This window comes from Singulisphaera chitinilytica (assembly GCF_049331405.1).
Taxonomy (GTDB): Bacteria; Planctomycetota; Planctomycetia; order Isosphaerales; family Isosphaeraceae; genus PoT.
Genome location: NZ_CP186274.1, coordinates 9,635,735 through 9,657,886, shown reverse-complemented (window position 1 = coordinate 9,657,886; position 22,152 = coordinate 9,635,735). Strand labels below are relative to the sequence as shown.

The following is a 22,152-nucleotide window of genomic DNA, read 5'->3' as shown; positions in this document are numbered from 1 at the left end:
TCATCTTCGCGATTCCGCCGGGGCGGGGGCTTCCCGCCGTGCGAGAGGTGTTAGCTGGAGAGGTTCGATCCGTCCGATATGCCCGATTGGGGGCTATCGTAACATCATTTCACGGTTTCATGGAATTTCCAGCGGGTCTTGAAGTCTCGCGGAAGATCCTGCCCGGTGAGCGAGGCGCGGATCATCTCGATGGGGATCGAGTTCTCGTGCAGGATCGCGTCGTGGAAGGCGCGGTTGCTCATCTTGCCGGTGTCGACGAGCTCGCGGCGGAGGGCCCGGATCTGGAGGCCGCCGAGCATGTACGCGCATTGGTAGAGGGGCTCGTAGTCGCCGGCGAACGAGCGCCGGACCTCGGCCGTCGCATTCTCACGCTCGTGGCCGACGCGCTCGACCAGGAACTTGATGCACTCGTCGGGGGTCATCGTCCCCAGGTGGAACCCGAGGGAGAAGATGATCCGGGCGCATCGGTGCATCCGCCAGAAGAGCATGCCGACTCGGTCCTCGGCCGACTTCGGGAACTTCATGTCCCAGAGCTGGAGCTCCCAGTAGAGGGCCCAGCCTTCGGTCCAGAAGGGGGTGTTGAAGATCCGGCGATAGGGGCGATGCCGGGAGCTCATGTACTGCTGGAGGTGGTGCCCGGGGATCAGCTCGTGGTGGACGGTGGCCCTGGCGAAGTGGACGTTATTCCCTCGCATGCTCATGAGCTTCTGCTCGTGGGTCATGGAGTCGGTCGGGAACGAGACGCTGATGACCTCGCCGCCGGTGAAGAACGGGTTCACGAGCTGGCGCTGGGGCGACATCATCTCCATCCGCCACGACTCCCTCGCCAGCTCGGGCACGGTGATGAGGTCGTGGTCGTCGAGGAACTTGACGGCCTCGAGGGCGAGGTCCCGGATCAAGGCCGGCTGCTTGCCAGGCTCGACGAACCGCGTCTTGACGTGCTCGATGGCCTTCTTCCAGTCGTCGCCGAAGCCGAGCTCACGCGAGGCCTTCTTCATCTCCGCCTCGCACCAGGCGAACTCCTCGTTCGCGATGGCGACCAGTTCCTGCGGCGAGTACGGGATCAAGGCATGATCAAGCTCGAGCCGGAGCGCCTCGGCCCCGATGGGGTCGCCGACGATCGTGGTGGAGTCATCGGCCTTGATGCCCACGAGCCGCTCGCGAATCGCCGTGGAATAGGCGTAGAGGGCCTTGTCCGCCGCCTTGAACGGCTCGGAGGTCCACCAGGTGAAGAGGGGATCATATCCATTGTAAAAGCCGTGCCAGTCGTGCAGGAGGCTCCTGAGCGACTCGGCATCCTTCGCCGCGCGGAACGCCACGGTCTTTGATGGGCGGTCGGCCTTGGATTTGTCCTTGTCTTTATCCTTGGAGCCGTCCGCGTCGAGCTTCTTGCGGGCCTCTTCGATGGCCCTGGTCAGGGCGTCGAGGGTCCCGGCGACCTTGGCGGAGTCGACGGGCTCCATCCGCCGGCGGGCCTCGTCGAGGTCGAAGATCGTCTTGGCGAAGGGGAGCAGGCCGGCCGTCTCGGCGTCGGCCTTATCGTCGAGGTCGAGCTGCCGCAGCGAGTGGTCGATCTCGTTCTTGAGGAGCAGGTAGTCGATGCGTCCCGACTGCCCGAGCGACTCGAATTCGAGGCGATTGAGCGACTCGAGCCAGCCCTTGTGGAGTGTCCTGAGCCGGTCGCGCTGCGAGGGGCTCTCCTTGCCCTGCCCCCAGCGCCGGAGCGCCCGGAGGTCGGCCGAGTATTGCTCGATGATGTTGCGGAGCTCGCCGGGGGCGCGATCGATGGCGACGCCCGTGGGGCCATCCCAGGAGTGCTGGGCCGCATTGGCGTCGGGGGTGGCCGGGGTCGGCGCGGGGGCCGGGGCCGCCGGAGAAGTCATGGCGACGTCCTTGCGTGGGGGCTCCTCCGCGTTGCGGTCCGGAGGCTCGACCTTGAGGAGGCTCTTGACGAAGAAGTCCCTGCGCCGGCGTTCGCCGTAAGGGCTGGAGCCGGCCCCGTGGTCGGCGCCCGGGAAGACGACGAGCTCGAAGTCCTTGCCCGCCTTGATCAGGGCGTTCACGACCTGCATGGTCGAGGCCGGGTCGACGTTGTGGTCCGTCTCGCCCACGGTCAGCAGCAGCTTCCCCTTGAGCTTGTGGGCGTTGGTCACGTTCGACTGCTCGGCGTAGTGCGGGCCGATCGGCCAACCCATCCACGCCTCGTTCCACCAGATCTTGTCCATGCGATTATCGTGGCAGCCGCAGTCGGCCGCGGCCGCCTTGTAGAAGTCGCCGTGGAAGAGCAAGGCGCCGAGCGCATTCTGCCCGCCGGCCGAGCCGCCGTAGGCCCCGACACGCGTGAGGTCCAGGGCCGGGTCCTTCGCCGCTGCGGCCTTCATCCAGAGGATCCGATCCGGGAAGCCCGCGTCGCCGAGGTTCTTCCAGCAGACGTCGTGGAACGACTTCGACCGCCAGTTCGTCCCCATGCCGTCGATCTCGACCAGCACGAACCCGAGCTCCGCCAGCATCTGCTCGTGGTGCAGCGGCGAGAACGACTTGGGCACGAACGCCCCCTGAGGCCCGGCGTAGATCGCCTCGATCACCGGGTACGACCCCTTGGGGTCGAACTTCATCGGGCGATAGATCACGCCGTAGATGTCCGTCTTGCCGTCGCGTGCCTTGGCGACGAACCGCTCGGGAGGCCGCCAGCCGGTTGCCAGCAGGGCCGACCAGTCCCCCGTCTCCAGCTCGCGGATCAACGAGCCATCCTTGCCCGATCGCAGGGTGCTGACCGGCGGCAGGTCGACCCGGGAATACGTGTCGACCAGGAAGCTGCGGTCGGGCGAGAACTCGGCCTGGTGCGTGCCGTCGCCGTCGGTCAGGATCGCGAGGTTCGAGCCGTCGAAGTTGACCCGAGCGTAGTGCAGATAGTACGGATCCTGCCCGGCCCTGATACCGCCGGCGGTGAACCAGACCTGGCGGGCCTCCTCGTCGATCCGGAGGACTTCGCGGAGGACCCACTCCCCTTTGGTCACCTGGTTCTTGACCCGACCGTCCTTGGCGTCGATCAGGTAGAGGTGGTTCCAGCCGTCCCGTTCCGACATCCAGAGGATTTCGTCGGTTTTGTCAAAGTATTGCAAAAGGGTTTTGTGAGCATAATCGATGAATGTAGGGCTCTTCTCGTCGATGAGGGCCTTCGCCTCGCCGCTCGTCGCGTCGACCGCGACCAGGCGCAGCACCTGATGCCCGCGCTGGTTGTAGAGGAATGTGAACCGGGACGAGTCGGGGGCCCAGCGGTACTCGTCGATGTCGTAGGGGGTCGGGAAGAGTTCGTCGCGGACCGGGATCTCCTTGCGGGCGGCAACGTCGAAGAGGTGCGGCTTGGAGACCGGCACCTTGTCGCCCGGCTTGAGGTAGTCGTACGACGAGAGCTTCGGCTGGAGCTGATCGCTGGGGGACGAGTGGATCAGGTAGACCTTGCGGTCGTCCCCCTTGACCGTCCTGATCGCGACGAGCTTCTTGGAGTCGGGCGACCAGTAGACGCCGCCTTCGTACGAGTCGCCATCGACTCCGCCGTTGCTGAGGCGATGCTCCTCCCCCTTCGCCTTATCGCGCACATAGATGTCGTGATCCTTGAGGAACGCGACCCACTTCCCGTCCGGCGATTCCTCGGCCCGATGCGAGGCCTGGCGGGGGATCTCGGGGCGGCGACGGCGGCGGAACCGGCCATCGGCGGGGGGCTCCTTGGGCAATGGGTCGCCTGCCTCGAGCGTGTCGAGGTCGGGCCGATAGCGCCAGCCTTTGCCATCGACCTCGAAGCGGATCAGGCCGTCGTCCGCGACCTCGACCCGGTCGAAGGGGAGGCTCTTCGCGGCGACGGTCTTGTCGATCGCCTTGCCCAGCGTCTTCGCCAGCTTCTCGTGGTCGAAGAGCGGCTCCTTCGCCGCCTTGGGAGCATCAACAAGGACAAATTCGTGGGTGCCGTTGCCCAGGTCGTTGCGATACCAGAACCGCTTGCCGTCGCCGATCCAGTGCGGCTCGACCCTGGCCTTGAAGACCTTGCCCCGGGTCAGCTCTCGCAGGGAGTCCGCCCTGGCGTAGTCCTCCTTCGTGCCTTGCGCGAGGCCGGGCCGGGGCAGGCTCGCGGCCAGGCAGGCGAGCAGGAGTCCGGCTCGGAGGACAGGACTCGGGGCCCTTCCTCCGAGGACGACGGTCGGCTCTTGCGGGCGGACTTCCATCGCGTTCTCAGCTCCTCATGTGACCTGGGAATGTCCTGGTGATCTCTCGGTCGACGTGGGCTCCGGGCCTGCTACGACACGATTTCATCGGGCTCTTTGGGCAGGCGTCCGATCCGCTGCAAGAGGTCCTCGACGATCGGGCGCTGGGCGCGGATGTGATCCGCCAGGGTGCGTCGGGCTCGAGTCCAGTCGCGGTCGATCAGGGCTTGCAGGATCTCGCGGTGCTGCCGGGCCATCTCGCGGACGACGTGGGTCTCGGGCGCCGCGAAGTCGAAGAGCGTCGTGTAGTAGGCCCCCTGGCGGTCGAAAAACTCGCGGATATAAGGATTTTCTGCCTTGTCGATCAGATAGCGGTGGAACCGGTTCTCGAGCCGGGGCTTGCGTTGATCGGCGATATTCCCCTCGAGCATGGCCCGCAGGTCGTCCGGATCCAGGCGATGGCGGGCTAACTCGAGGGCCTTGAGCTCGAGGGTCTCTCGCACTTCGAGGTAGGCGCGGAGGTCGTCGGCGTCGAACGCCCGGACCCGCCAGCCGCAGCGCGGGACGTGCTCGATGAGGCCGCGGCCGGCGAGCCTGCCGAAGACTTGGCGGATGGCCGTCCGGCCCACGCCGAGCCGCTTCGCCGTGGCCTCCTCGCGCAAGTACCCGTCCTCGCCCCGGAGGCTGCCGGCGATCACGTCGGCCGTGAGAGTGGCCTCGAGGTCGGCCGACCGGCTGGGCAACTCGGGGCGTTCCGGCTCGGCCTTCGGACGCGGCTTCGCGGACCCTTTCGCCTTGGCGCTCGCCGATTTCTTCGGGTTCACCTGGACGCGGCCGTTGTCCCCCTTGAGCAGGACCCCTTCGGCGACGAGGTCGCGGATCGCCTCGCGGACCGGCGTGGAGCTGACGCCGTAGTGCCGGCTGAGTTCCGGGAGCGTGAGCCCCGCCGGCAGTTCGAGGTTCGAACGGATCCGGTCCGCCAGGTCGCGCTTGATGTAGTCGCTGATCGTCGCCTGGGACACGGATCGCCCCCCGCTTGGGCCGACTGTTGTATCGAGAGTCGCGAACGCGTCGAGTTGACATTGTACGCGAAATGATTATTGTTGTGATTGTACGCGATGTCAAACCCCCGCCGGCGCGTCCCGGAAGATTCTTCTTCCATCGGCCTGCGGATCCACCCCAGAGCGATCGACCGAGTCGAAGGAGAGAGGCGATGAGCATTTCATGGCGGGGGGTCTTTCCCGCGGCGACGACCCAGTTCCGCGAAGACTCCTCGGTGGACCTGCCGGCCACCTTGGAGCACGTCGAGAAGATGATCGACGCCGGCATCCACGGCCTGATCATGTTGGGTTCCGTCGGCGAGAATTGTGCCCTCGAATACGGCGAGAAGATCGAGGTCCTCAAGGCCACGATCGAGCACGTCGCGGGCCGGATCCCGGTGCTGAGCGGCGTGGCCGAATGCACGACGGCCCTCGCCTGCCGCTTCGCCGCCGACGCCGAGAAGCTCGGTGCCGACGGCCTGATGGTCCTGCCGGCGATGATCTACAAGGCCGATCCGCGCGAGGCGATCGCCCACTTCCGCTCGGTGGCCAAGGCCTCCGGCCTGCCGATCATGGTGTACAACAACCCGATCGCCTACTACGTGGACATCACCCCCAAGATGTTCGCCGAGATGGCGGACGAGCCCAAGTTCGTGGCGATCAAGGAATCGTCCGAGAACGTGCGCCGGATCACCGACCTCAAGAACGTCTGCGGCGACCGCTACATCCTGTTCTCGGGCGTCGACGACCTCGTTTTGGAGAGCCTGCTCCTCGGGGCGGTCGGCTGGGTCTCGGGCCTGGTCAACGCCTTCCCGGCCGAGAATCGGCTGATCTGGGACCTCGCCACGGCCGGGCGCTGGGAGGAGGCCCTGGAGGTCTACCGCTGGTACACCCCCCTGCTCCACCTCGACACGCACGTCAAGCTCGTGCAGTACATCAAGCTCGCCGCGCAGGAGTGCGGCTTCGGCACCGAGCGCGTCCGGGCCCCCCGCCTGCCGCTCGTCGGCGAGGAACGGGAGCGGATCCTGGGCATCATCCGCAAGGGCATCGCCACCCGGCCCGCGGTGACCGTCTGAACCGAAGTTGCTCACGTCATTTGTGTGTCGAAAAGAATTCGTGATCATGCCTCGCGGGGTTCCCTCTTCGTGAATATCCCGCGAGGCACGATTCCCTCGCCGGCGTCTGGCCCTGCGAACGGATCCGACGCTATCGTGGTGGGCGACGACTCCCCGCACATCGTGGGCGTCGAATCGTTGATCCTTCGGTGAGGCTCAGATGCGGATCCGGCCCTGGTGTCTTCTCGCTTGCGTCGCGGGCCTCGTCGTCCCGGGGCCTTCCGTCGCGTCCGAGCCGCCCGCCCCGATCGTCACGACCCTGCGGTTCCCGGCCCTCGGGGCTCATCTCGCCGACGTCGAGATGTCGATCCCCGCGAAAAAGCGGGCGACCGTCGACCTGATGATGGCCGCCTGGTCGCCCGGCTTCTATCGGATCGAGGACTATGCGAACTCGGTCCAGAGCCTCGGTGCCTGGGATCCGGGGGGCAAGTCCTTGCGCGTCTGGCGGGTCGCGAAGAACCGCTGGAGGGTCGAGACGAAGGGGACCGACCGGGCCGTTGTCGTCTATCGCCTCCTGTGCGACAGGCACTCGACCACGACCAACTGGGTCGGAACCGACTACGCGCTCCTGAACGGGCCGGCGACCTTCCTCAAGTTGGTGGAGGCCGAACGCCGCCCTTATGACGTGAGGGTCTCCCTCCCTTCGACCTGGACCCGGTCGCTCACCGCCCTGCCACAGGCCTCGCCCGATCGGCCGAACCACTATCGCGCCGAGGATTACGACGGCCTCATCGACGCGCCGATCGTGGCGGGCAATCCTTCGGTCCACTCCTTCAAGCTCGAAGAGAGCGAGCACCTGCTCGTCGACGTCGGCAACCTCGGGGCCTGGGACGGAGAACGGGCGGCCAACGACCTGGCGAAGGTCGTGCTGGCGAACCGGCGATTCTGGGGGATGCTTCCGTTCAAGAAGTACGTATTCCTGAATGTTTTCCGCGAGGGAGGCGGCGGCCTCGAACACAAGGATTCGTGCCTGCTGACGACGGACGCCTCGGTGATGGCGAGCCCGCAGTCTTACCTGCGCTGGCTCGAGTTCGCCGGGCACGAATATTTTCACGCGTTCAACGTCAAGCGGCTCCGCCCCGTCGAGCTCGGGCCGTTCGACTACGAGAAGCCCGCCCGCACGCGAGGCTTGTGGGTTGCCGAGGGCCTGACAACCTACTACGGCGAGTTGCTCACGATCCGCGCGGGTTTCGGCGGGCAGGACGACTTCCTGGCGATGATGTCGGGCCATATCGCCGAGCTGCAGGGGACGCCCGGGCGTCTCGTGCAGACGCTGGAGCAATCGTCGTGGGACGTCTGGGCGACTTCCACATCGGGCATCGGCCTGGGGGGGAGCCGGACCGCGGTCAGCTTCTACACCAAGGGGCCCGTCGTCGCCTTCCTGCTCGACGCCCGCATCCGGCGCTCGAGCGGGGGCCGCAAGAGCCTGGACGACGTGATGCGCCTGGCTTTCGCCCGCCACGGCGGGGCTCGCGGGTTCACGCCGGACGAGTTCCGCAAGGCGGTCGAAGAGGCCACCGGCCTGCTCCTCGGCGACTGGCTGCACAAGGCCCTGGCCACGACGGAGGAACTCGACTACACCGAGGCTTTCCAATGGTACGGGCTCCAGTTCACGTACGGCGATGGCCAGGCGAAGGGATGGACCCTCGCCCCCAGGGCCGACGCCACCGAGGACCAGCGGGCGAGGCTCCGCGGCCTGATCGCACCCGCCCAGGATCATTAATGTGTTGCATAATTGCTTATGGGATCTTCAGGCGATGGAGCGCCCGCTGGGCCTCGGGGTTGATGGGGTCGCGGGCGAGCGTGAGCGAATACCAGTGCTGGGCCTCGCTGAGGAGGCCGGCCGACTCGAAGGCCGCGGCGATCCTCGCCAGGTCGGGAGTCCGATTCTCGCGATCCGGGGATCGGACCTGATTGACGAGGTTATAGACCTCGTTCAGCCGGCGGGCGCGGTCGAGGTAGATATTGGCCTCGGCGCGGTCCCCCTTGAGCAGGAGGGCCTGGCCGTACTCGAGGGCGGAGACGCGGTCGTACGGCTCGCGGCTCAGGGCCTCGCGGAAGGCGACGATGGCGGCCGTCGGGTCGCGACGTTGCAGGGCGAGCCGACCTTGGAGGCGGGCGAGCGTGGGGTGATCGGCGGGGCCACGCTTCAGGAGCGCCTCGGCCTCGTCGCGCCGATTGAGGTGCAACGCCAGGGCCACGCGGAGGGCGATCGCGTCGGGGTCGGAATCCGGCAAGGCGTCGAGGAGCCGCTCGACCCGACCAGATTCGCCCGGCTGGTCGACGAGCAACTCGGCCAGGGCGAGCCGGCTCTGGCGGTCGTCCGGGTCGGCGTCGACGAACGCCTGGAGCTCGGCGGCGATGTCGGGGCTCCAACTCGAGAAATGGGTCTGCGCCCAGGTGAACAGGTCATGATGCGTGAGCGGGACGAGTTTCGCGAGGGCCCGGTATTCCGCGTCGACCTCTCGTCGCCGGAGCTGGACGCCGTAGACGTAGATCAGCTCCTTATGAGCCCCGACCAGGGTCGGGTCGGCCTTCAACGCCTGGAGGAAGCGGGCCTCGGCGAGCCGCATGCGCTTGCGCTGGCGTTCGAGCCGGCCGGCGAGAAGGCAGGCCTCGGCGTGGAGCGGGTCTGCCTCGGGGATCTTGTCGAGGATACCGAGGGCTGAGTCGACGCGGCCTCGGGCGATGGCGACCTGGGCCTCGAGCATGAGGTCGAGCGTCGTCGGCCTGCGCAGCCAGCGGATCCGGGCGAGGCAGGACTCGGCCTGATCCAGTCTGTTTGCGCGGAGAGCGAGCTGGGACCTGTCCCAGAGCCGATCGGGGTCGAGGTTCGGGCGGATCCAGGTGTAGATCACGGCGATCAGCGCGAGCGAGACGCACGAGCCCAGGACGACGATCCGCCGGCGCCTGCCGCGTCTGGCGGTGACGTTCACCGATGCCATCGTCGCCCCTTTCCGCCACCGCGAGCGAAAGGATGAGGTCAGAGCATCATGAAATGAAACGGAGAAAACCGGATCAACGCTTCTTGCGGGAGGCCTTGTTGATCGCGGCCTTCTGGGGGAGGATGATCCCTCGGGGCTTGTCGTCCTCCCCCATGAGGTCGAAGTTGACCTCGTTGTCGCCCCCGGCTAGTTCGCAGTAGCGCGATGAGAGCGCGAGTTCCTTGGCATCCTTGAGGCAAGGGCCGGAGAACTTCACCTCGTTGCCGCCGGTGAAGGTCGAGAGGCTGTACGAGCCGTCCTCGCCGATCTTGGCGGTGATGGAGGCGACCTTGCGCTCGACGTTGCTCGGGTTGAAGCTGATGGTCCCGCCCCCGGCGGCCGGCTTGCCCTTGATCAGGATGATCCCCTTCACCTTGGCCTCGGTGTGGGATGAGTCGACGCCGGGGTAACTGTCGCCGCACCCGGCTATCAGGCCGAGGGCCATCGCGGGTCCGAAGAGCCGTAGACGGATAGGTTGCGACATCATTGGATTCCAAGGGTACGACGATAGGGGAATGTGTCGATGAGGGCGGTTGGCTTCGAGTGGATCGGCGCCGGGGTTTCTCGGGAGGCGCCGACCCACTCGGGGGAGTTCGTTCTCGAAGTCGTATCGACGGATATCAGAAGGCATCCGAGGAGACGACCTCATTGCCGGCCCGGCTGCCGATGGCCCACCACGTCTGGATGTTGACGGTGGATTTGATCGCCTTGACCGAGCCGTCGAGGAAGAGGACGTTGACGATGCCGGGATGCCGGCTGCTGGCGACGTGCGACATCTCGACCCCCCCTCGGCATCCCCAGGTGTTCGGCGGCATGACGTGGTTGTACCGGCTGGTCGAGACGAGGCCCGCCGACCAGCTCGAGCCCGAGATGTCGTCATCGTTGCTGTAGGCGAGGTCATTGCCCGCCGAGTCGGGCGTCGGCGGCGTGGCCATGCAGACCTTGTACCAGGCCTGGGGGGTCGTCTCCTGCCCCGAGGGGAGGACGCTCACGACCGAGATGGAAGCCGTGGGCTTCTGGGTGTCGAAGGGGGCGCTGCTATTCTTGTTGCCGATCGCCTTCACTCGCTCGCTGAAAGAGGCGGTGTTGCTCGTGCCGTCGATGATGCTCGCCACCTTGACCGAGGTGCCGTTCTGGCCGTTGTCGGTCCCCGTGAAGATGAACGGGCCGGACATCGGGCCGTTGGCCCCGTCGCTGCCGTTGCCGTCTCCGCCGTAGAAGGTGTTGGGGGCCGAGCCGGCGTTGGCCTTGTAGTTGTTCGCGCCGTAGGGGCCGCTGAGTCGGCTCGCGTCGGACGGGCAGAGGAAGGACGAGATCGACGTATACTCGGCCGTGGAATTGACGATGCCGTCATGCATGAGCGGGTTGCCCCCCATGGGGCGGGTGCTGGCGAAGTTGATGCTGTTGTAGAGCGGCTGCTGCTCCAGATACGGGAGCATCAGGGCCTGCGCCGACCACTCGGTCCACCAGGGGCCGTCGGCGTACGGGTACGACCCGGTCGCGCTCTCGTAGTTGGCCACCGCCAGGCCGATCTGCTTGAGGTTGTTCGTGCATTGGGCCCGCCTCGCGGCCTCGCGAGCGGCCTGCACGGCCGGCAACAACAGGGCGATGAGCACCGCGATGATGGCGATGACCACCAGCAACTCGATCAGGGTGAAGCCGCGGCGAACTCGGTCATGCATGGTCGAATTTCTCCATCCGTAGCGATGAGGATCGAAGACGAAATGCGATGTTCTCGGGCCGTTCCGGACGCGAAATATCAACGATCGTAATTGCGTCATTGCCGCCCGAGATGATGCGAGGCCATGGGCGCGAAGAGGTATTGGTCTCAATGAGACCGGGGGCGAAGGACTCGCCGGGCCGAGCGGGACGGATCGGGAATCGGGATAAGGACCGGAGCCAATCAGGCCCCGCGAAATCTGGCGAATCGATGCGAGACGATGACCGATCCACGAATGGTGCTGCGATGTGATCGGGCGCGAAAGCGCCGATCATCCGACGATGCCTCTCCCTCGGATCTGATCGGGAAAGGGACACGTCGTCACTGTAAAGAGTCCGCCGGGCCTTCCGATTTGTAACTCGAAAATTTCCTCGAAATCTCAAGGAGATTTCGCCGTGCGCTCATGCGAACGACCTTCCCTCGATCGGCCCTTGGCCTTACGTCGTCCGGCCACGAATGCCATAGGAGACCCGAAAAGGAGCCATGGGAGGGATCGAGTGCGGGGCGGTCGACCTCGGCTCGCGAGTTTTTTCGAGGAAGCGAGGATTACAATCGGGGACCTCCGGCTGAATAATTACGGCGGCCCTCTGGTCAGACGCGGCGCCGGCAGGGGTGGGATGCCCCGGCGCGATTCGACTCGATGTCCGTCGGTCTCAGTCAGCGACGGCCCGGCCGACACCTCTCGATCTGATGGCGGTTCTCCCATGGACACGACGACCCGTCGGAACACCGAGTTCGCCTCGCGCCTCCAGCAGCATCAGACGCAACTCTTCTCGTATCTCTATTCGTTGGTACGCGACCTGGACGACGCCGACGACCTCTTCCAGCAGACGAGCCTGGTTCTCTGGGACAAGTTCGACCAGTACGACCCGTCGCGAAGCTTCATCGCCTGGGCCTGCGGAGTGGCCCGGTTCGAAGCCCTGAACTTCCTCCGGTCCCGGAGCCGCCAGCGCGTCCACTTCAGCGACGAACTCGCGCTCATGCTGATCGAGGCCCACGAGGAACTCGCGAACGAGCCCTTGGAAGACCGCCGCACGGCGCTCGAAGCCTGCATGAAGAAGCTGCGTTCGCGCGACCAGGAACTCCTGACCGCCTGCTACGGGCGCTCCGCGCGGATCCCCGAGGTCGCCGAAGGGTGGGGCCGGTCGACCCACAGCATCCACAACTCCCTGCGGAGGATCCGCAGGACGCTCTACGAATGCGTGAGCCGATCGCTCCCGCTCGAGGACGAGGCATGAACAGCGACCGTTATCGACTCCCGGGCGATTTCCGCGACCTGATCGACGCCTATTGCGACGGCCAGATCGACGAGGAGGGCCTGCGCCGGCTCGAGGCCTGCCTGATGGCCGACGCCGGGGCCCGCCGCGAGTTCGTCGCCTACTTCCAGATGCACACCGAGCTCGAGTTCTCGGTCAGGGCGCGTCAGGCCGCGGCGCTGGTCCTCGACTGGGTCGCCATCGAGGAGCCGCGAGAGTCGGATGCGGCTTCGTCCGAGGTGGTTCCGATCGAGCCCCCCCGCCCTTCGCGCTGGAGGTCTATCGTCAGGCTCGGGCCGGTCCATTGGAGAATGGCGGCCGCTGCCCTCGTTGCGGTGGCACTGGGATCGGCGATCGTCGTGCGGAACCGGCGGCCCTCGGAGCAAGAGGCCCTGCCGGTGGCCACGCTGACGTCGGGGAGCAACGTCGCCTGGCTCGTGAATGCCCAGGACTCGCAGTGGGTGGGGATCGAGTCGGATATGCCCGGCCGGGACATGCGAGCAGGCAAGGTGCTCCGCCTCCAGCGAGGGCTTGCGGAGATCGAGTTCGACCGCGGCGCCCGCCTGATCCTCCAGGGGCCCGCGGGGCTCGTCTTGATATCGGGAGACGAGGCCCGCTTGCTCCACGGGACCCTCACGGCCAAGGTCCCGCCCAGGGCCAGGGGGTTCACCGTCTACTCGCCCCGGGGGAAGTTCGTCGACCTCGGCACCGAGTTCGGCCTCTCGGTCGACGACCAAGGGGGGACCGCCGTCCGGGTCTTCCAGGGGCAGCTCGTCGCCTCGCCGCTGGCGGGCTCTGATTCGCCCGATGCGAGGGTGACCTTGCACGAAGATCAGGCCGCCCGCGTGGACGAGCACACCGTCGCCGTGAAGCCCGAGGGGGGCGGCGGCGACGACACCCGCTACATCCGCGCCATCAAGCCCCCGCCGGCGGCGATCGCCCACATCCGCACGCTCGACTTCCTCAAGCCGGTCGCGGGGAGCCTCAAGGATGTGGAGGGACGCGGCGTCGGCCTGACCCATCGCCTGCCGGGGACCGGCTTCGCCATCTTCGACCGCGACCCGAACCTGAGGCTCGACGCCTCGCGCGGGTCGCTCGAACTGATCACCACCCGGAGCGACATCAACACCCAGCAAGGGATGCCGACGGGCGAATATCTCGGCGTCAGGCTCGCCGATCAGGGGTTCACGGGGGCCGAGGATTTCTCGATCAGCACGACGATCCCGAGGATCCCGGGGCTCGAGAAAGTGGGGCAGTTCGGCCTCTACGCCGGGACCCGGAGCGATCGGATCATCCGAGGCGGGCTCATCAGCCTCGGCGAGCCGAATCGCTACGTGCTCTTCCTCGTGAACAACGACGGCGGGATCGACTCCGACTATTATGAAGTGGGCCTGATGAATAGCGGCGACGACCTCCGGCTCACCTTGCGACGGGTCGCCGGGCTCTACTCGCTCGTCGTCGAGAACCTCACCAAGCACAACTCGAGCACCCTCGCGATCGCCCACCCCGCGTTCCTCGACGGCGAGCAAGACCTGCACGTCGGCCTCTTCGGGGCCAACACGCAGAGCGACGTGAGGAAGACGCTCACGATCAAGGAGATCGACGTCAAGGTGTGGTCGCTCGCCGCCCCGTCGTCCTGGGACCGGGTCGCCTCGGTCCCGAAGCCTCGGGCGGGCCTCGGCGACGCGACGCATCCAGGAGGCTTGAAGCGGGGAGCCGTCCCCCTCCGGCTCGTCCGCATGGCATCGGAGTCGCTCAGGGAGGAACGGCCGTGAATCGTAGGTGATTGATCGCGTGATGATGGGTTGAGCCCGCCTTCGGCGGTCGACTCCTCGCAAGAACTCCCGTATGATGATCGGATTCGGTCCGTCCCGAGGGCCCCTCGGCCCGCCTCCAGGCTCGTGCCAATGCGTTGCGTGATCGGCGAGGCCCCGTCGGGAAGGATGCGTTGGTTCATTGGTTTCGGGTGAGGACGGGAGCCGTCCCGTCTCCCGCGGCTCGTTGATGGTGACCCCACCTCGGTGAGAGGGATCTTTGCCATGAAGCGATTCTTATGGTGCGTGCTGGCCGCCTCCCTGATACCCGCGCTGGCTCGGGCCGCCGAGGGGGAGAGGCCGCTCCTCGTCCTCTTCCTGGGGGATCGGGGCCACCACGTGCCGGTCGAGCGGTTCGGGCAACTCGCCCCCGCCCTGGCGTTGCGTGGGATCGAGCTGACGTACACCGAGGACATGGGGGCCCTGAACCCCGAAAACCTGGCGAAGTACGACGCCCTGGCCGTCTACGCCAACATCGACACCATCGCCCCCGATCAGGAGAAGGCCCTCCTCGATTACGTCCGCGGTGGCGGCGGCTTCGTGCCGATCCACTGCGCCTCGTATTGCTTCCGGAATTCGCCCGCGGTGGTCGCGCTCATGGGGGCTCAGTTCTCCAGGCACGGCATGGGCGAGTTCGCCACCAAGGTCGTCGACGCCGATCATCCGATCATGAAGGGGCTCGAGCCCTTTCGCACGACGGATGAGACCTATGTGCATCACCTGCACAATACGGTCGGGCGGCACGTCCTCCAGACGAGGGCGGAAGGGAAAGGCGAGGAGCCCTGGACCTGGATCCGCGACGAGGGCAAAGGGCGCGTCTTCTACACCGCCTATGGCCACGACGAGCGGACCTGGGGGCACCCTGGATTCCACGACCTGATCGAGCGCGGGATCCGCTGGGCGTCGGCGAAGGGCGAAGTCTTCGACAGCAGGCCCCGCGTCCCCGCCGGCGTGAAGGCCGCGGCGACCGAGCCGGCCCCCTCGGCGATCCCGATGTACGTCGCGGGCGAGCGCTGGGGGGTGATGGGGGAGGCCCTCCGCACGATGCAGAAGCCGCTCGAGCCGGCCGAGTCGGCGAAGCACCTGGCCCTGCCCCGGGGGCTCCGCGCCGAGTTGTTCGTCTCGGAGCCGGAGATCGCCAAGCCGATCGCCATGACCTGGGATCACCGCGGGCGGCTCTGGATCGCCGAGACCACCGACTACCCCAACGAACTGAAGTCGGCCGGCCGGGGCCGGGATCGGATCAAGATCTGCGAGGATACGGATGGAGACGGCAAGGCCGACAAGTTCACCGTCTTCGCCGAGAAGCTGAGCATCCCCACGAGCCTCGTCTTCGCCGACGGAGGGCTCGTCGTGCACCAGGCGCCCGACACACTCTTCCTCAAGGACACGGACGGGGACGACCGCGCCGACGTCCGCAAGGTGCTCTTCACCGGCTGGGGGACGGGCGACACCCACGCAGGGCCGAGCAACCTCCGCTACGGCTTCGACAACTGGCTCTGGGGGATCGTGGGCTATTCGGGCTTCGAGGGGAAGGTCGGCGGCGAGACGTTCGACTTCCGCCAGGGGTTCTACCGGTTCAAGCCGGACGGCTCGAAGCTCGAGTTCCTGCGTAATACGAGCAACAACTCGTGGGGCGTTGGCTTCAGCGAGGAAGGGCTCATCTTCGGCTCGACGGCCAACGGCTGCCCTTCGGTTTATCTGTCGATCCCGAACCGCTACTACGAGTCGGTCCGCGGCGGCTCGCCCCGGGTCTTGAACAGCATCGCCGACACGAACCGGTTCTTCCCGGCGACCGAGAAGGTGCGGCAGGTCGACTTCCACGGCGGCTTCACCGCCGCCGCCGGTCATTCCCTCTACACGGCCAGGCGTTACCCGCAGGCTTACTGGAACCGCACGGCGTTCGTCTCCGAGCCGACGGGGCACCTCGTCGCCACCTTCGCCCTCGAACCCCGGGGGACCGACTTCGCCTCGCACAACGTCGGCAACCTGCTCGCCAGCGACGACGAGTGGACCTCCCCCATTCAGGCGGAGGTCGGCCCCGACGGCAACGTCTGGGTCATCGACTGGTACAACTTCATCGTGCAGCACAACCCGACCCCTCAGGGGTTCAAGACCGGGCGCGGCGGGGCCTATGAGACCCCGCTCCGCGACAAGACCCACGGGCGGATCTACCGGCTCGTCCACGAGGCCGAGACCCCCTCGAAGCCGATCACCCGCCTCGACCCCGCCGACCCCAAGGGCCTGATCGCCGGTCTCCAGAGCGACAACCAGTTCTGGCGGATGCACGCCCAGCGCCTCCTGATCGAACGCGGCAAGCGGGATGTGGTCCCCGACCTCGTCGCCCTGACGAAGAAGGCCGACGTCGACGCCATCGGCCTCAATCCCGGCGCAATCCACGCCCTCTGGACCCTCCGCGGCCTGGGCCTGCTCGAGGATCAAGGGGCAAAGGGCGAAGCCACCGTCGCGGCGGAAGCGTCGCTCTCGCACCCCTCGGCCGGGGTCCGTCGCAACGCGTTGCAGGTGCTCCCCAGGACGGAGGCCTCGCTCAAGAAGGTCGTCGCCTCGGGCGTCGTCTCCGACCCCGACCCCCAGGTCCGGCTCGCCGCCCTGCTGACCCTGGCCGAACTGCCGGCCTCGGCCGACGCCGCCAGGGTTCTCGCCGAGGCCCTGGAAAAAGGCCAGGTCGAGCACGACCGCTGGCTCCCCGACGCGGCCGTCGCCGCCGCGGCGGCTCACGACAGCCATTTCCTCGAGGCGATCGCGACGAGGTCGCGCGAGTATCAGCAACCGCTCGGTGATAATGCCTCGGGAGTCGTCAGGCGCGTGGCCGAGCACTACGCCCGCGGTGGCCCCGCCGATTCGGTCGGCAAGCTCCTGGTCGCCCTGGCGGGTGCCGAGCCGAAGACCGCCGGCCTCGTCATCTCGGGCTTCGCCGTCGGCTGGCCCAAGGACCGGCCCGCGAAGCTCGATGGCGAGGGGGAGAAGGCCCTCGCTAGCCTCCTGGTGAAGCTGCCGGGTGATGCGAGGATCCCGCTCGTCTCGCTGGCGGGGCGCTGGGGGAGCAAGGCCCTGGAGACCTTCTCGGCCGAGATCGCCGGGACCTTGATCGCCGTGATCAAGGATGACGCGAAGCCGGAAGCCGCCCGCGGCGAGGCCGGCCGTCAACTCATCGAGTTCCGCCCGAGAGATGCCGAGTCGGTCCGCAAGGTCCTCGAGGAGATCGGGCCGAGGACGCCCCCTGCCCTGGCCTCGGCCTTGGTGGCGGCCGTGGCCCGGAGCGAGTCCCCCGAGGCGGGCTCGATCCTGGTGGGTCGGATCCCTGTCCTGACGCCGCAGGCGAGGAGCCAGGCCCTCAAGACCTTGCTCTCGCGGGCCGACTGGATCGCGTCGTTCATGGACGGCGTCGAGAAGGGGGACGTGCAGCTCAGCGAGCTCTCGCTCGACCAGAAGCAGGCCCTCGCCGCGAACCGGAACCCGGACATCGCCGCCAGGGCCAAGGTCCTGCTGGGTCGTGGGGGAGGTTTGCCCGACCCCGACCGCCAGAAGGTGATCGAGGCCATCTCGGCGGTCGCCCTGCACGGCGGCGATGCCGCCAAGGGCAAGGCGGTCTTCACCCAGCAGTGCGCCAAGTGCCACTCGTATGGCGGCGAAGGGGGCAAGGTCGGGCCCGATCTCACCGGGATGGCCGTCCACCCTCGCGAGGAACTGCTGATCCACATCCTCGACCCGAGCCGGAGCGTGGAGGGGAACTTCCTCCAGTACTCCGTGGCCACCACCGACGGTCGCGTGATCAATGGGCTGCTCGCCTCGGAGTCGAAGACGAGCGTCGAGCTGGTGGACACCGAGGGGAAGGCCCAGACGGTCCTCCGCAGCGACATCGAGGAGATGGCCGCGTCCAAGAAGTCCTTGATGCCCGAGGGGTTCGAGAAGCAGGTCTCGCCCGAGGGGATGGCCGACCTCCTGGCCTTCCTGACCAGGCGGGGCAAGTACCTGCCGCTCGATCTGCGGCAGGCGGCGACGATCGACAGCACCAAGGGGATGTTCTACAGCAAGGACTCGCCGATCGAGCGCCTGATCTTCCCCGACTGGGCGCCGAAGACCTTCCAGGGGGTCCCGTTCCACCTCGTCGACCCCCGGGACGGCCGGAGCCCGAACGTCATCATGCTCAACAGCCCCAACGGCGAGGCCCCGCCCAAGATGCCGCGGTCGGTTAGCCTCCCCTGCCACACCCCGGCCAAGGCGATCCACCTGTTGAGCGGCGTCAGCGGCTGGGGGGCGACCGGCGAGGTCCCCGAGCCCACCGTCTCGATGATCGTCCGGTTCCACTATGCCGACGGGTCGACCGAGGACCATCCCCTCCTGAACGGGGTCCACTTCGCCGACTACATCAGGCGCGTCGACGTCCCCGGCTCGAAGCTCGCGTTCATGCTCCGGGGTCGTCAGGTCCGCTACCTGGCCGTCCAGCCCAAGCGGGCTGAGACGATCGAGTCCATCGAGCTGGTGAAGGGCCAGGACGACACCGCCCCGCTGGTCATCGCGGCGACCGTGGAGACCGCCGGCTGATCGGGTCGCCGCGGCGACATTGTGCCCGAGCAAAGAAATCGCCCGTGAGGCATCCTGGTTACGAGGATGCCTCGCGGGCGTCTTTAGTTTTTCGGACTTATGAAGATAGAAGCCCTGCTGGATTCGGAGCCGGAAGCAGGGCCCGGAGGCCGCTCGGCTCAGCGAGAGGCCCAGGGGCGCAGGTTCGCGCGGGCGACGAAGCCGATCGCGTCGCGCTGTTCACCTTCTTCGACCCGGACCTCGACCATCCGGGTCCGCCGCGCCAGGTTCAGTTCGTCATCCTCGAGGACGAGGACCTTGGTCCCCGGCGGGACCTCGACCGCCTTGAGGGCCTTTTCTCGCTGCTTACCCACGAAGACGCTGACCCTCGAGTTGCTGTAGTCGAAGGTCTGGGCCGAGCTTCCGGGCCGCAGTTGGTCCATCTCCGAGTTGCCGCAGCCGATCACCGTCACGGACAGCAGCACCGCCGCCATTTTCCACATCATGGCACCTCGCACCATTCCCCGAAGACACGCCTGGTAAGCCGATAGACGCGTGAGCGTTCAAGTCGTGACGGCACGTTTCGCGTTGCGGGTGGCCCGGGGCGAGGCCTGGCGCATCGGCGACCGACCCGTTTCGGGGGCGATCCGCTCGCGCGAGCACGTCGACTTCGTTCAAGGCAACCGGCACGGGGGGGAGGTTAACAAATCCAGCGTTGCAGACGAGAAGGGCCGGAGTGATGGGCCGGGAAGGTCGCCCCGAAGTTCCTCAGGCAGGTTCCACGGCCCGTTCGAGGGGCGCCGGGGAGGCCTTGCAAGGTTTCGGAGGCGTCGAGCCAGCTCAAGACGTCGGCCAGGAGGCTCGGCAAATGCCTCTCGACGGGGGACCGTCTCGAGGCCTCCGCGGCCAGCTTCGGGAGGTCGTCGCTCAGCTTGTGGTCGAAGGGATTGGGCGAGTCGGCATGGAAGACCGGCCCGCGAGCCCCGGAGACGAAAGCTGGCTTGGACAGCAGGACCCAATGGACGTGGAACACCGGGCGTCCCGGGCCCTCATCCGAAGCGTGCCACAAGAGCAGATGATTGTGGAGGGAGCAGATCTGCCCTTGGCCATGGTTGTGCTGCAAGTCGTGGAAATCGGCGACGGGCAGGGGCACATGGGAGACGCTCAGGATCGCGAGTACGACCCAGAGACGACGAACCCAGATTGTCCAGCCGTCGCTTCCGCGCATGGCACGAACCTCATTGACCTAGAGAATGGGATTATTTGCCGCCCCACTCACTTCGGTCAATGGCAAACCAGCCAAGGGCAGCCCAGGCACCCTAACTTCTCAGCCAATTGCCTCGGGCGAGCGATCATCCCGATCGACGATCCGTGTTGGACATCGCCAAGTCGCCGCAATCGCGAGCGGCGCTCGAGCCGGTGACCCCTCACCGACTCCGGTAACGGCGATGATAACAAATCGATGCGATCCTCATCAACACATCAGCCGTCCAAATGACGGACGGGATCGGCCTGGGGGGATGGCCGGGCTCGATGGTGGGACCTTGCCGACGGTTCAGCTTCCCTGGAAGAGCCCGAGGAGCCGGCCGAACATGCCCCGATGAGGTGTGGGGACGCCGGCCATCCCGGCACGCTTGTTCCGGCCGAGGGGGGCTTTCGAGGGGGGCGTGGGCTTGGTGCGAGGGGCCCCGTATCGCTTCGGGACGTGGCGTGCGATCCAGGGCCAGAGGCCGGCGGCCTTGCGGTTCCCGGAGCCGGGATCCGCCTCCCAGCCGAAGACAACACCGACGACGTGCCCGTCCCCTTCGGGCTTCGTGAAGACGACCTGGCCGAGCATGCCGGCGTTGCGACGGTCCTTCGACCCCCTTTCCATGAGGGTCAGGGAGACGACCGTCCCCTCGTCCAGCGGGCGCCTCAGGCTGAACCGGGCACCTCCCCCGCTCAGGTCGAGGAGTACCCCCGTCTGCTGCGGGCTGTTGTCGTCCAGCGGGCGGACCAGGACCTTGCCGCGAGCCGGGAGCCGCTGGTGCTGACGGTCGGACTCACTCGTGCTCGAGCTTCGCGCTTGCAACATCGTCCGTTCCACTTCATCTGGGTCGGTCGGTGGCGGCCGACGGGCTGCTTCGCCATCGATGATTTCGCCTCTAGGATCAACCCTAGGTCGCGTTTCGAGGGCCCGCAGGATTGAAGCTGAACGGGTGTTGCTTTTGTGAAAGGGTCTATCCCGCGAGAGGGATCAATGCCTCTCCGGGGCGTGTGCGGCCATCGGTGAGGGGCCGGGCCTCGAGGTCACGACCTCGAGTCCGGGCGGGCGACGGCGATGTCGGACGCGGCGGCCCACTGGCCGAGGTCCTGCCGCCCGATGGCGGCGGCCATCATGTCGGGGAAGAGGTCGGGGGTGCAGGCGAAGACCGGGATCCCCATCGCGGCCATCGCCCCGGCGTTCCGGTGGTCGTAGCTCGGGGCCCCGTCGTCGTTGAGGGCGAGGAGCCCGATCGTCTGGACCCCGGAGGCCGCGAAGTGGCCCAGGACGGAGAGCATCCGCTTCTCGTCGCCTCCCTCGAAGAGGTCGGAGATGAGGATGAGGATCGTGTCCTGCGGCTGGCGGACGAGCCCCTGGCAGTACGAGAGGGCGCGGTGGATGTCGGTCCCGCCCCCGAGCTGGGTGCCGAAGAGGAGCTCGACCGGGTCGTCGAGCTCGTCGGTGAGGTCGACGACGTCCGTGTCGAAGACGACCACCCGGGTCTTCAAGGCGGGGAGGCTGGCGAGCACCGCGCCGAAGATCCCGGCGTAGACGACCGAGCTGGCCATCGAGCCGCTCTGGTCGACGCAGAGGATCACCTCGCGGAGGGCCTGCCGCTTGCGGCCGTAGCCGATTCGCGTCTCGGGGACGATCGTCTGATACTCGGGCTGGTAGTGCCGCAAGTTCGCGCGAATGGTCCGGTTCCAGTCGATCTCGTTGTGCCTGGGCCTGCGGTTCCTGATCGCCCGGTTGAGGCTGCCGAGGATCGCCTGCCGGGTCGGGTTCTCGAGCTTGCGTTGGAGTTCGTCGACGACCTTGCGGACGACGAGCCTGGCCGTCTCGCGAGTCTTGGCCGGGAGGATCGAGTTGAGCGCCAGGATATTCGCCACGAGGTGGACGTCGGGCTCGACGGCCTGGAGCAGCTCGGGCTGGAGCAGCATCTGCTGGAGGCTGAGCCGTTCCAGGGCGTCCTTCTGGAGCATCTGGACCACCGGCGTCGGGAAGAACTTGCGGATGTCCCCCAGCCAGCGCGCGACCTTGGGCGTGGAGCTCCCCATCCCGCCCCGGCGCTTCTCCGAGGAGTCGTACAGCTCCCCGAGCGCCCCGTCGATGGAGAGGTCGGCCCCTTGCAGCGTGCATCCGGTGCCGTCCTGCTCACCGCCGAGCATCATCCGCCAGCGCCGCAGCCGCTCTTTGTTGGATTCGGACGAGTTCATGGCCAGCCCCTTCGGATGGG

Annotated in this window: 14 protein-coding genes; 5 read left to right on the top strand and 9 right to left on the bottom strand. The window is 67.0% G+C overall.

The features are described from left to right. Positions 1–104 precede the first annotated feature (104 nt). Both ACOYYX_RS37590 and ACOYYX_RS37585 read right to left on the bottom strand, forming a co-directional pair. Positions 105–4,220, bottom strand: coding sequence for a DUF885 family protein (locus ACOYYX_RS37590; RefSeq protein WP_422927772.1), 4,116 nt, complete (start codon positions 4,218–4,220; stop codon positions 105–107). Between the two features lie 71 nt (positions 4,221–4,291). Next, positions 4,292–5,221, bottom strand: a complete 930-nt coding sequence (locus ACOYYX_RS37585; RefSeq protein ID WP_422927771.1) for a GntR family transcriptional regulator — start codon at positions 5,219–5,221, stop codon at positions 4,292–4,294. 191 nt (positions 5,222–5,412) lie between these two features. On the opposite strand from ACOYYX_RS37585, the gene ACOYYX_RS37580 reads away from it, so the two are divergent. Both ACOYYX_RS37580 and ACOYYX_RS37575 read left to right on the top strand, forming a co-directional pair. Continuing rightward, the gene (locus ACOYYX_RS37580; RefSeq protein WP_422927770.1) at positions 5,413–6,315 is read left to right on the top strand and encodes a dihydrodipicolinate synthase family protein; all 903 of its coding nucleotides are present in this window, start codon (positions 5,413–5,415) and stop codon (positions 6,313–6,315) included. Positions 6,316–6,514: 199 nt separating this feature from the next. Continuing rightward, entirely contained in the window at positions 6,515–8,077 is a 1,563-nt protein-coding gene (locus ACOYYX_RS37575; protein WP_422927769.1) for a M61 family metallopeptidase, read from the top strand. A 16-nt stretch (positions 8,078–8,093) separates the two neighbouring features. Here the strand turns inward: ACOYYX_RS37575 and ACOYYX_RS37570 are convergent, their stop codons facing one another. From ACOYYX_RS37570 to ACOYYX_RS37560, 3 genes are all read right to left on the bottom strand, one after another. Further along, positions 8,094–9,299, bottom strand: coding sequence for a hypothetical protein (locus ACOYYX_RS37570; protein ID WP_422927768.1), 1,206 nt, complete (start codon positions 9,297–9,299; stop codon positions 8,094–8,096). Between the two features lie 73 nt (positions 9,300–9,372). Further along, positions 9,373–9,822 (bottom strand): hypothetical protein, encoded by a 450-nt coding sequence (locus ACOYYX_RS37565; protein WP_422927767.1) that lies wholly within the window; start codon positions 9,820–9,822, stop codon positions 9,373–9,375. Between the two features lie 136 nt (positions 9,823–9,958). Beyond that, positions 9,959–11,020, bottom strand: a complete 1,062-nt coding sequence (locus tag ACOYYX_RS37560) for a DUF1559 domain-containing protein (protein ID WP_422927766.1) — start codon at positions 11,018–11,020, stop codon at positions 9,959–9,961. A gap of 742 nt (positions 11,021–11,762) precedes the next feature. Here ACOYYX_RS37560 and ACOYYX_RS37555 point away from each other — a divergent pair. From ACOYYX_RS37555 to ACOYYX_RS37545, 3 genes are all read left to right on the top strand, one after another. Next, positions 11,763–12,296, top strand: a complete 534-nt coding sequence (locus ACOYYX_RS37555; RefSeq protein ID WP_422927765.1) for a sigma-70 family RNA polymerase sigma factor — start codon at positions 11,763–11,765, stop codon at positions 12,294–12,296. Beyond that, positions 12,293–14,089: a hypothetical protein gene (locus ACOYYX_RS37550; RefSeq protein WP_422927764.1), complete on the top strand. Its 1,797-nt coding sequence runs from the start codon at positions 12,293–12,295 to the stop codon at positions 14,087–14,089. The genes ACOYYX_RS37555 and ACOYYX_RS37550 overlap by 4 nt, the downstream gene beginning before the upstream one ends. A 264-nt stretch (positions 14,090–14,353) precedes the next feature. Then, positions 14,354–18,694 (top strand): PVC-type heme-binding CxxCH protein, encoded by a 4,341-nt coding sequence (locus ACOYYX_RS37545; protein ID WP_422927763.1) that lies wholly within the window; start codon positions 14,354–14,356, stop codon positions 18,692–18,694. Positions 18,695–18,852: 158 nt separating this feature from the next. Here ACOYYX_RS37545 and ACOYYX_RS37540 read toward each other — a convergent pair whose 3' ends face one another. The 4 genes from ACOYYX_RS37540 to ACOYYX_RS37525 form a co-directional block, all read right to left on the bottom strand. Further along, the gene (locus tag ACOYYX_RS37540; RefSeq protein WP_422927762.1) at positions 18,853–19,179 is read right to left on the bottom strand and encodes a hypothetical protein; all 327 of its coding nucleotides are present in this window, start codon (positions 19,177–19,179) and stop codon (positions 18,853–18,855) included. A 194-nt stretch (positions 19,180–19,373) separates the two neighbouring features. After that, positions 19,374–19,901: a hypothetical protein gene (locus ACOYYX_RS37535; RefSeq protein WP_422927761.1), complete on the bottom strand. Its 528-nt coding sequence runs from the start codon at positions 19,899–19,901 to the stop codon at positions 19,374–19,376. A gap of 327 nt (positions 19,902–20,228) precedes the next feature. Next, complete coding sequence (locus ACOYYX_RS37530; RefSeq protein WP_422927760.1) at positions 20,229–20,747, bottom strand: PilZ domain-containing protein; 519 nt, start codon at positions 20,745–20,747, stop codon at positions 20,229–20,231. Between the two features lie 215 nt (positions 20,748–20,962). Next, the gene (locus tag ACOYYX_RS37525; protein ID WP_422927759.1) at positions 20,963–22,132 is read right to left on the bottom strand and encodes a VWA domain-containing protein; all 1,170 of its coding nucleotides are present in this window, start codon (positions 22,130–22,132) and stop codon (positions 20,963–20,965) included. Between the last annotated feature and the right edge of the window lie 20 nt (positions 22,133–22,152).

What these genes read in the sequence shown, in the direction of transcription:
- ACOYYX_RS37550 (WP_422927764.1), top strand. Translation starts at nt 12,293, where the DNA reads ATGAACAGCGACCGTTATCGACTCCCGGGCGATTTCCGCGACCTGATC.
- ACOYYX_RS37590 (WP_422927772.1), bottom strand. Translation starts at nt 4,220, where the DNA reads ATGGAAGTCCGCCCGCAAGAGCCGACCGTCGTCCTCGGAGGAAGGGCC.
- ACOYYX_RS37540 (WP_422927762.1), bottom strand. Translation starts at nt 19,179, where the DNA reads ATGATGTGGAAAATGGCGGCGGTGCTGCTGTCCGTGACGGTGATCGGC.
- ACOYYX_RS37580 (WP_422927770.1), top strand. Translation starts at nt 5,413, where the DNA reads ATGAGCATTTCATGGCGGGGGGTCTTTCCCGCGGCGACGACCCAGTTC.
- ACOYYX_RS37535 (WP_422927761.1), bottom strand. Translation starts at nt 19,901, where the DNA reads ATGCGCGGAAGCGACGGCTGGACAATCTGGGTTCGTCGTCTCTGGGTC.
- ACOYYX_RS37555 (WP_422927765.1), top strand. Translation starts at nt 11,763, where the DNA reads ATGGACACGACGACCCGTCGGAACACCGAGTTCGCCTCGCGCCTCCAG.
- ACOYYX_RS37525 (WP_422927759.1), bottom strand. Translation starts at nt 22,132, where the DNA reads ATGAACTCGTCCGAATCCAACAAAGAGCGGCTGCGGCGCTGGCGGATG.
- ACOYYX_RS37560 (WP_422927766.1), bottom strand. Translation starts at nt 11,020, where the DNA reads ATGCATGACCGAGTTCGCCGCGGCTTCACCCTGATCGAGTTGCTGGTG.
- ACOYYX_RS37565 (WP_422927767.1), bottom strand. Translation starts at nt 9,822, where the DNA reads ATGTCGCAACCTATCCGTCTACGGCTCTTCGGACCCGCGATGGCCCTC.
- ACOYYX_RS37575 (WP_422927769.1), top strand. Translation starts at nt 6,515, where the DNA reads ATGCGGATCCGGCCCTGGTGTCTTCTCGCTTGCGTCGCGGGCCTCGTC.
- ACOYYX_RS37570 (WP_422927768.1), bottom strand. Translation starts at nt 9,299, where the DNA reads ATGGCATCGGTGAACGTCACCGCCAGACGCGGCAGGCGCCGGCGGATC.
- ACOYYX_RS37530 (WP_422927760.1), bottom strand. Translation starts at nt 20,747, where the DNA reads ATGTTGCAAGCGCGAAGCTCGAGCACGAGTGAGTCCGACCGTCAGCAC.
- ACOYYX_RS37545 (WP_422927763.1), top strand. Translation starts at nt 14,354, where the DNA reads ATGAAGCGATTCTTATGGTGCGTGCTGGCCGCCTCCCTGATACCCGCG.